Origin of the sequence: Enterobacter cloacae complex sp. 6730903, from assembly GCF_048283985.1 — a bacterium.
In the GTDB taxonomy this organism is placed as follows: Bacteria; Pseudomonadota; Gammaproteobacteria; order Enterobacterales; family Enterobacteriaceae; genus Enterobacter; species Enterobacter hormaechei_C.
Genome location: NZ_JBLVXX010000078.1, coordinates 1 through 9211 on the forward strand (window position 1 = coordinate 1; position 9211 = coordinate 9211).

The following is a 9211-nucleotide window of genomic DNA, read 5'->3' on the forward strand; positions in this document are numbered from 1 at the left end:
GAGTCTCCTCTTCTATGCCAGTTATAACTGTTACCCATGTATCCGGTCTAAAGTGTTACCCATGTTTCCGGTTCATACCCTACGCTTACCGGGCCTACGGGGGCGAGATGGTGCGGTATTTGCCCGGTGGCGCTAACGCTTACCGGGCCTACGGGTACGGTGGGTGTTGATTTTGTAGGCCGGGTAAGCGAAGCGCCACCCGGCGTTGTTCACGCCAGCTCCAGCAACTGAACACGCGCCGTCGCGCCCGGCATCAGCTTTTGCAGATTGCTCACCAGCTCATCGCCAGCTTCCTGTAATGCTGTCAGCGGCATCGACGGCAGGCTTTCGAGAATAAACCACATGGACTGCGCCTGGCTGTCCAGACGCGTGCGTATCCCCTGTCGCCAGTTCCAGCGGCGGCAGGTGACGCCGAGATCGTCACGCCAGATAACTTCGCCTGGCTCCGGATTTTCGACTACCGACTCACCCTCTTTGAAGATATCAAACGGCTCGCTGCCGTCGGCCAGCGTCAGGCGCGGTGCACCCGAGTAAGCCGCCAGATTTTCTCCCCCCACCGGAATAGCGTAGCGGATGCTGATGGCATTATAGATATCCACCACCGGATCGAGCGGCGGCAGCGAACCGTCTCTCATCACGCGCTTGCGCAGGGCCGAGGCCGAGCAGGGCGTGCGTTTGGGTTTTGCACCAAAGGCTTTAAACACCTCATCCCAGGCGGCGAGGTGATTTTCTGCCCAGGGTACATCATCATTGAGCATCTGCTGGCAGGCCTGCGCCAGCACGGCGGGCGCAACCTCCGGTTGGGTAATCGGGGCGGCTTCAACCTGAATGCTCAACGCCCGAAAGCCGGGCGCGATCCCGACAAGTCGCGAATCTATTGACGGTGTTACAAGAGACATAAATAATCCTGTATTGACTGTTTTATACCATGGTAGTGACCAATGACTGATAAAGTCAATATAATGACCGATGCGGGCGCCGATGTTGCCCAGGTAAGCCTGGCCGTGGCGAACCGTATCCGCAGCTGGCGGAAAGAGAAAAAGCTGTCGCTGGACGAGCTTTCCCGCCGCGCCAGCGTCAGCAAAGGCATGCTGGTGGAGATCGAAAAAGGGGCTGCCAACCCCAGCATTGCCATTCTGTGCAAACTGGCCGCCGCGCTTGGCGTCTCGGTGGCAGACATCGTTAACGTCTCCAGCGAGCCGCAGGTACACATTATTCAGGAAGAGGCGATCCCGGTTCTGTGGCAGGGCGCACAGGGCGGTTACGCCAGATTGCTGGCAGGCACCGCAGGCCCGGACATGATTGAGCTGTGGCAGTGGGAGATGCATCCGGGGGAGACGTTCACCTCTCCGGGACATCCGGCGGGAACGTTTGAGCTGCTGCACGTGAACGAAGGCGTATTAACCCTGACGGTGGACGAGACGGTGGTACAGGTTAATGCTGGCGCGTCGGCGGTAGCGAAAACGGAAGCGGCGCATGGCTACGCCAATGAAGGCGATACCGTGCTTCGCTTCACCATGACGGTGGCGGAGTTTCACCGCTAGTGTCGGTCCGCTGCCGGGATACCCCCGCGAGCAATTATTTCACCGTGCGGGCGATCGAGGGCAATATCCGCCCCTCGTCGCTCAGCGACTGCCAGGTGAGCTGGCACCTGGCAGCCCCTTTACACCAGTCCGTTCGTCGCTGGCTCAGGGGGGCGACAACGCCGGCGTTATCCACCCGCGTTCCGTTAACGGAAAGCTGATACAGCGTGACGTAATACGGCGACGGGTTTTCAACCGTCAGCCCGTCGGCGGTCAGCTGCCAGCGTAGCTGACGATAGGCCAGCGCCGGTTCGCCCTGAAGCCCCTCCGGACGATAGATAAGCTTCATGCTGGAACGTACCGCCATCTGAACGTTATCGCTGTGACGCTGGCTGGCCGGAATGGAGGCAATACTTAGCGTGAAGAGCGTTTCGCGATCGGCAGGAAGCGGCGCATCGGCGCGAAACAGACGGATCTTATTCTCACGTCCGGGCTGGAGCGCAAAAAGCGGCGGCGTCGCGGTAAACCACGCGGTGGCCGCTTCGGGGGGCTGCTGCGCCCCCTGCCATCGGCCGCCGCGATAAATTTTTGTGCCAATCAGATACGGCAGCGAGGACTTATTGCGCACGGTGACGCTGATAGCGCGCTGAGCCTGAGGATAAACAAACCGCGTGCCGCCAATCACCACCCCGGCCTGAGCGGGCAAGAGGCAGAAAGACGCGGCGGTCAGCAGGGCTATCCTCGCTTTTTTCAGCAGGCTGGCCTCACGCATAGGTCAGCACAAAGGTGGCGGCAGCGTTAGCCACCCCCGGCGTAACGGCGTTCGTCACGGCGAGATAGCGGGCGTAAAAATGCAGCGCCAGGGTGGTCTGGTCATTGCTTAGCGCGAACGGCAGGCTTTCATCCCCCATGGCGATCAGCGATTTATCAGGATTATAGAGGCCGATAGCCACGCCGGTTGCATAGTCCGGCCCGCCGGTCAGGGCCAGCAGATCGCTATTGTTACCGTCCGGCGTACCTTCAAAATGGGCGCTGACGGTGGATAACCCGGCGCCGCAGGCTTCAAGGTTGATAGTGAACGGTTCATAAGGCGTTTCGTTTTTTTGCCCGGCCAGCTGGCGGGCCGCCACATCACGCATCTCCACTACCAGCTGTTCCGAGCCGGGGGAGACGATACAGGTTTTGCCTTTCACCACGCCGGTAATATAGACCGTACCGTCATGGGCGAACGTCCTGCCTGACAACAGCAGCGCGCAGCAGATAAATAACCTGTTCAGGATCGTCATTCTGTCTCCTTACTGGTAAAGCAGATCGAAATACATCACGGCGGTGGCGTTGCCGGAGGTGACCGTCGGCAGCGTGGATTTATAGCGCAGGAAGAAGGTCAGCGTGTTATCGCCCGGCAGCAGAGGATAAAGCGGCGACTCGGTGTTGTTGATCGGGACAGGCGCCCGCGCGCTGTCGAGCAACTCGACCGCCAACCCGGTCGCCATCATGCGCTGCGTCCCTTTTCCGGTATCTGAGAGGGCAAGCAGCGTGGGATCGTTCGCGTCCGCGTCGCCGGTAAACCAGACGGTCGTGCCGCCGATTGCGCGGGTGCAGTTTTTGAGCGTGATGGCAAACTGCTTTTCCGGTGTCGTGGCGCCCACGCGCGGAAAATCCTCCGTCGTAAATTCACCAAGGTCGATCGTTTGCTCTGCGCTGTTAGTATCGACGTTACAGGATTCCCCGACGATGGTGCCGAGAAACTGCACGTTAAAGCTCGTGTCGTCAGCCTTCACCAGCGTCGGGCTTAACAGGACCACGCTCAGCCATACGGCGTTTTTCCATGAAATGGTCATTACGCTTCCTCAGGCGAAATCAATGCGTAACAGCGCCAGAGCCCTGAAGACGCCCAGCTCCGGCGATTGCCCGGTGGTGCTGATGGGGTAGGCTTGCAGCGTCACGTCCGCGCGTCCTGACGCATCCGTGGTAAAGGGGACGCTGCTTGAGAACACGTTTGGCCGGAGGATCTCGCCCTGCGGGCTGGTCACGATGACGGCCACGTCCGGGTTATCCGTCGCCAGCGCGTTGGCGAAACGGGCGTCTGTCGTCCCCTGCACCCGCAGGGTGAGCTGCGCCGGTGAGTTGACGTCAGCGTTGCATTCGATCGGCACGGTAAAGGTTTTTGGCGCTACGCTGTCAGGCCGCTGTCCGGCCTGGGTGAAATCGCCATGGTAGAGCGCGCCAAAATCAACGGTGACGGTTTGCCCGGCGTTAATCACGCAGTTTTGCGGGACGGTTATTACGCCGCTGTAGGTGATCTGATAAACGATTACGGTGGGCTGGTCATTTTCCGTTGTGGTGACATAGACGTTAAACATCAGTTTCGGCGGGATCACAACCGAGCCGATGAACGGCCTGACAATCTGTATTTTGAAGGTCAGGTTGCTGTCGTTTACCGGAAAGACGCCGCCCGTGTCCACCTCGTCGTGCCCCCCCATGTGCACATACTCCACCGGCGGATAAAAATCGCCGATGGTGGCGTCATGGATTTTCATCGCGCCGATAATATAATCCGGATCAAGCTGTAAATATTTCCATTCGCCTTCTGTTTTGACGACGGGAAAAGGTGAGATATAGGTACGATAGGTGCGCTTTTCCCAGTCGCCGGGGGGGCAGATGGCATTGACGTGGATATCCTGGGTTCGTGACAGCTCCGCACCGTTGCCCTTGCTGTTTTGATCCGTCGTGAGCGTGGTGGTCAGATCGTAATTCACCACGGAAATTCCGCCGTTGGCGTTTTTGCACGTTGCGGCCAGGCTATTGAGCGAAAAAAGCAGCCCGGCGGCAGAGAGAAGCATCATCCTGAATTTCATTTATGAACACTCCATGGTGATCCGCAGCAGCGGCTGTTTGCTTTCAGGTAGGTGATAGTTGGCCGTACAGCGTTTATCCGCCCCTTCTCCCCACTGCACCTTCAACACCCCTTTTGGGCTCAGGCCGGAGAGATAGGCTTCGCCCTCTTCGCCTACAATGGTGTCGCTGCCGTTATCGTCGCGGGAAACCAGGGCGCCAAACGGCACCGGCTTGCCATGGTAGCGCAGCGTTACCAGCGCGCGTGCGCCCAGACGGGCGTTAAACGTGGCGCGCACGATGGCGCCATGGGTTGGCACTACGTTGGTGACGGCATCATCGATATCCATGGCGTCTGAGAGGGAGTTAATGTCCAGCGCCATCCTGTTCAGATGGTAGGCCGAGGCGTAAGGCACCACCGCATAGCCGCGTCCGTCGGTATGGATACCGGGTTCATTCTCGACGCTGACGTCCGCCGCGCCCGGCACGGCAATCAGCACGTTGGTATCACCCAGCGGCTGGCTTAAGGTGATGCCGTTGCGGTGGGCGACCACGCCGCCGCTCAGGCCGTAGGTCACTTCCCGGTAATCGCCGTTGTCGCTGTAGTTGTAGCCCAGACTGGCGTTGCCGTAGGCGGCATCGTATTCGAGGCTGGCTGAACCTTGCGAGCCAGCCCCCTGGCTGGCATAACCTTCCTGTACGCTGTAGTTAAGGTTGTTCTCCGTCAGCAGCGTGCCGTTAATCCCCGCGTTCTGAGACGTTTCGCCGTGTTTATTGGCGCTCATGCCATAGGTGGCATAAGCGTAATTCCGCTTCTGGCTGACGTCATTGGCCGGTGAAAGCCACTGGCTAAGCGGGAAGGAAAGATTAATCGCATAAATCTCATCGCTATCCGACATGCCCGGCGATTTGTTGTAGTTGTAGGTCAGGCTGTAAGAGATCCCGGACCAGGTGCCGCTGTACCCCACCTGGACGAGCGTGTTTTTTTCATCCGTATGCCAGTAGCTCTGCTGGCTTCCGGTCACGAACAGCGAGCCGAGCCCGCCTAACTGTTGCGAAATATTGAACTGAAGCTTGCCGCGTTTGGTCCAGTTGAGGTTGTAGTAGTCCAGCCAGTCTGTGGCCTCATTTGCGTCATCCTGCTCCGCATCCCCCGTATAGCCCTGCATATGTTTGTAAGTTGTCTCATCCAGGTTATAGAACCCGGACGTGGAGTAGCGGTAGCCCAGCAGCTGGAAGTTCGTACCCATCTCGTTGAGGGATTTGGCATACAGGAAACGAAGAGACTGCCCCGTATGGCTGGTGTCGTCGGCCAGCGTACTGCGCGCGTGGGTAACGTCGAAAGAGATGGCGCCAACGTTGCCCATATTGAGGCCAGCGCCAAGAGCCAGCGCGTAGTAATCGCCGGAAAGCTGCGAGCCGCCATAGACGGTTACGCCGTGCGGCAGGCCCCAGATCAGCGTGCCCTGGGCAAAATTCACCTCGTCCTGCTGATCGTTATTGCTGCGGTACTCTGCCGCCGTCAGGGCATACTTCACCCGCCCTTCACGCTGGAGGAGCGGTACGGCGGAGTAGGGGACGGAATAGCGGGAGATACTGCCGTCCGTCTCCTTCACTTCCACCGTGAGGTCGCCGCTGGAGGAGGTGGGGAAGAGATCGTTAATGGCGAAGGCGCCGGGCGGAACGTAGCTCTGGTAAAGGGTGTAGCCGTTCTGCTTGATGGTCACCTGCGCGTTGCTTTTGGCAATCCCGCGAATGGTGGGCGCAAAGCCTTTCATGCTGTCTGGCAGCATGTTGTCATCCGAGGCGATCTGCGCGCCGCGAAAGGGGAGGCTGTCGAAAATTTCCGACGGGGTATAGCTGTCGCCCACCGTCAGCCTGCCCTTAAGCGGAATCACCGTCCGCTCAAGATAGGTGTTGATATGTTCCCATTCGTTATGGCGGTTTTCGTCGCTGTTATAGTAGTTCCACGTCGAGTAGTCCCGCAGACGCCACGCGCCAAGGTTCACCCCGCTGTTCAGGCCGAGGAAATAGCTTTTGTGGGTTGTGCCGTTTTCGCTGCGATCGCGGCTGTATGATCCGCTAAAGTTATAGTTCAGCAGCAGAGCGTTAATACCTTCATCCCACTGTTCTGGCGGGATATAGCCGCGTGCGTTGTTGCGTAATGCGGCCTGCGGAATGCTGATTTCCAGGCGCAGCTGTTCGAAATTAAACAGGGTGGCGGCGGCCGGAATAATGGCGGCAATGTCCACGCAGCTGTCCGCTTTCGCGGCGGCCAGCGCCGGGAATGCCTGAACGTTGACGCCCAGGTTTTCATACGCTTTGGGCGTCAGGCAGGCCAGTAGCCCGGTGTCGTCGCCCTGTGCGGCTCCGTCCGTTCCGGTTCTGGCGATAAAGTTGATATCGCGGGTGGCGACAAATGTCCCGTTTAGCCAGAGGTCCACGCGATAGACACCCGGCGCCTGGCCATTTGTTGAAAAACGGGAGAGATCCGCCACGGCGGAAGGATCGCTCGACAAAAACGCCGGGTTAAAAAAATATTCCGCGCGCACGGTGATGGGCGAAAGCAGTCCCGCTATCGTCAACGCCAGCGGCGTTAGCGACGCTCTGACGAGCGCGTTAAATCTTCGTGGCTGAACACGCTTCATGTCTTCCCTTACCTGCGAGGTTTGTTATTTCAAAACGTTATACGTAACGCCGATTACGAGTTATTTCGTGCATGTCTGAACGGGCGTGTTGGCGCCAAAGTCATTAACGGTCTGAAACTTCACGCTGCCAGCGCCGCCACCGGGGATCTCCACCACCAGATTATTTTTGGGCGCTACCATGGTATTCGCCAGACGCGTGCCGCCGACGAAGAACTGCACCAGCGAAACGTAATAAGGCGATGGGTTGGTAATGGTGACTTTTCCATTCGCGACCGAGCAGGTTAATGTTTTGGGCGCGTCAATTGAGAGCGACGGCAATTTTTTCGGCCGGATAAAAAGTTTAATGACGCTCTGGGTGGCGATTTGCAGCGTATTACCGGAAAGCTTATTTTTCTCGACGGAAGGAATCGCTTTGCTGTTCAGATAAAAAACGCTCTCGCGATCGACAGGCAGATCGGGGCCCACGTACATAATACGCAGGGTATTCTCTTTTTTCGGATGGATAACAAACAGCGGCGGCGTAATGACAAAATCCGCTGATTTTGCCCCTTCGGCACTGGACACCCAGCTCTGAATTAAAAAGGTAGTATTCGTTGAAGAGTTAATAACGGGTAATGAAACCTGTTTATCACCCTGCGGATAAATTACACGGGTTCCCCCGAGCGCGATACCGCCTGCGCTGGCTGAACCGGCCATCCCCATCGCGAACAGCGCCGTTAGAGCGCCAGCTATCAGATGAGTCAGTTTACAGCGTGATGTAATGATACGCATTGTTCCCTCAGTTTCTCATGTGTCAGGCTTCTTGCCCGTGAGTCAGTTATTGGTAGAAAACGATGAACCAGACCTGCGCGTTCGCGGTGCCAGCGTTGACGCTATCTTCGGTGGCGCGATATCTGGCGATATAGCTCAGCCGGTTTTCACCGTCCTGCAAAGGTCTGTACCAGGGGGGCGCGGTGTCAGGCTTTACCAGGTTCCCCATCGCATCGAAAAGACCGATACCAATCCCGGTGGCGGCGCCAGGCCCATAGCCCGCGCGAAAAACCTGGGGATCGTTGCCGTCAGACTCGCCGCTAAACAGCACCCCGGCGCGCTGGCTTACGCTGGTGTCGCATGCTTCCAGCGTGATGAAGAAGGGGACCGGTTTGGCCCAGTCACCGGCGGCGATGAACTGGCTGTTGCGTACCTGTCCCATATGCACGATTTGATCCTGGGAATCCATGCTGACGGAACAGGCCGCATTGACGACCTGACCCTGAAAGGTCACGCTTCCATCGTCCTTTGCCGCAGCTGGCAATACGGCAAAAAGCGCAGTGCCGGCTATCAGCAGCGCCCGATTTATGGATTGCTGCATTGCGAACTCTCTAACGCTTGCCGGACAACGCTTCTCCGCCCGCAGGCGAAGAAGCGAGATCGGCTAACGAATCAGGAATAAACCATCTGGAACGTTGCGACAGAGGAGACGTTGCCCGGTTCGGCCGCGCCTGTAGCCACGTAATCCACGCTCAGCGGGATGATGTTTTCGCCGTTGATCAGCTTAACGCTGGAGGAGGTATCGCCAATGTTCAGCGACTGGCCGTCCGGCCCGAACAGTTGCAGCGCAACGTTTTTGGCCGCGCCTGCGCCAGCGGTGTTCGCCAGGCTGCCTTCTACAGCAGGGTCCTGCTGGCCGTTAAAGATGACGGCGGCATTCTGGCTAACGGTGGCGTCGCAATCTTCCAGAACGATTCTAAAATCTTCTTTCTGATTGGCCTGCATGCCGACCGTCGTCAGTTTGACGGTACGCACCTGGCTCAGGGTAACGGTCTGGTCTACGGAGTCAGCCGCGACGGAACAGGCGGCGTTTACCACCTGGCCGACAAAGTTGACGGTCCCGCCGGAAACGGTAACGGTATCGGCCTGTGCGTTAATTGCCATGCCGCCAGCCAGCGCGCCAGCAACAACCATTGCTATAACTTGCTTTTTCATACAAATCCTTTTTAGATAAACATCATGCTGTCAATTGAAATAATATATTCACATTGTCACGTGAATTGTTTTTCGAGGCAGTGGTATAGGATGTAATTTGGGATTAATATATTATTTTTATCCAGGTCGATATTGCTGGTTTTATATCATCCGCCACTGCGCTGATGAATAAGGGGATTCTACGGAGTAAATAATATTATATCAATGCGATAATGGGCTGATGTTTTATTAGTTTTACTT

General features: G+C 57.4%; 10 protein-coding genes. 1 reads left to right on the top strand and 9 read right to left on the bottom strand.

From position 1 onward, the window contains the following. Window positions 1-209 precede the first annotated feature (209 nt). Complete coding sequence (locus ACNQ0W_RS24035; protein ID WP_062939389.1) at window positions 210-899, bottom strand: B3/4 domain-containing protein; 690 nt, start codon at window positions 897-899, stop codon at window positions 210-212. Between the two features lie 42 nt (window positions 900-941). Between ACNQ0W_RS24035 and ACNQ0W_RS24040 the strand changes: the two genes are divergently transcribed. Beyond that, window positions 942-1544 (top strand): helix-turn-helix domain-containing protein, encoded by a 603-nt coding sequence (locus ACNQ0W_RS24040; RefSeq protein ID WP_062933689.1) that lies wholly within the window; start codon window positions 942-944, stop codon window positions 1542-1544. A gap of 34 nt (window positions 1545-1578) precedes the next feature. Here ACNQ0W_RS24040 and ACNQ0W_RS24045 read toward each other — a convergent pair whose 3' ends face one another. The 8 genes from ACNQ0W_RS24045 to ACNQ0W_RS24080 form a co-directional block, all read right to left on the bottom strand. Then, a complete protein-coding gene (locus ACNQ0W_RS24045; RefSeq protein ID WP_062933688.1) occupies window positions 1579-2295 on the bottom strand; it encodes a fimbria/pilus periplasmic chaperone in 717 nt (238 codons plus the stop codon). Next, window positions 2288-2809 (bottom strand): fimbrial protein, encoded by a 522-nt coding sequence (locus ACNQ0W_RS24050; protein WP_062933687.1) that lies wholly within the window; start codon window positions 2807-2809, stop codon window positions 2288-2290. The genes ACNQ0W_RS24045 and ACNQ0W_RS24050 overlap by 8 nt, the downstream gene beginning before the upstream one ends. Window positions 2810-2818: 9 nt before the next feature. Beyond that, window positions 2819-3364 (bottom strand): fimbrial protein, encoded by a 546-nt coding sequence (locus ACNQ0W_RS24055; protein ID WP_062933686.1) that lies wholly within the window; start codon window positions 3362-3364, stop codon window positions 2819-2821. 9 nt (window positions 3365-3373) lie between these two features. Beyond that, window positions 3374-4381 (bottom strand): fimbrial protein, encoded by a 1008-nt coding sequence (locus tag ACNQ0W_RS24060; protein WP_062933685.1) that lies wholly within the window; start codon window positions 4379-4381, stop codon window positions 3374-3376. Further along, the gene (locus tag ACNQ0W_RS24065; protein WP_062933684.1) at window positions 4382-7006 is read right to left on the bottom strand and encodes a fimbrial biogenesis usher protein; all 2625 of its coding nucleotides are present in this window, start codon (window positions 7004-7006) and stop codon (window positions 4382-4384) included. A gap of 60 nt (window positions 7007-7066) precedes the next feature. Then, window positions 7067-7777 (bottom strand): fimbria/pilus periplasmic chaperone, encoded by a 711-nt coding sequence (locus ACNQ0W_RS24070; RefSeq protein ID WP_062933683.1) that lies wholly within the window; start codon window positions 7775-7777, stop codon window positions 7067-7069. A 46-nt stretch (window positions 7778-7823) separates the two neighbouring features. Next, window positions 7824-8357 (bottom strand): fimbrial protein, encoded by a 534-nt coding sequence (locus tag ACNQ0W_RS24075; protein ID WP_017382406.1) that lies wholly within the window; start codon window positions 8355-8357, stop codon window positions 7824-7826. Between the two features lie 71 nt (window positions 8358-8428). After that, window positions 8429-8971 carry a fimbrial protein BcfA gene (locus ACNQ0W_RS24080; RefSeq protein ID WP_062933682.1) on the bottom strand — a complete coding sequence of 181 codons (543 nt, stop codon included), beginning with the start codon at window positions 8969-8971 and terminating at the stop codon, window positions 8429-8431. Window positions 8972-9211: the final 240 nt, after the last annotated feature.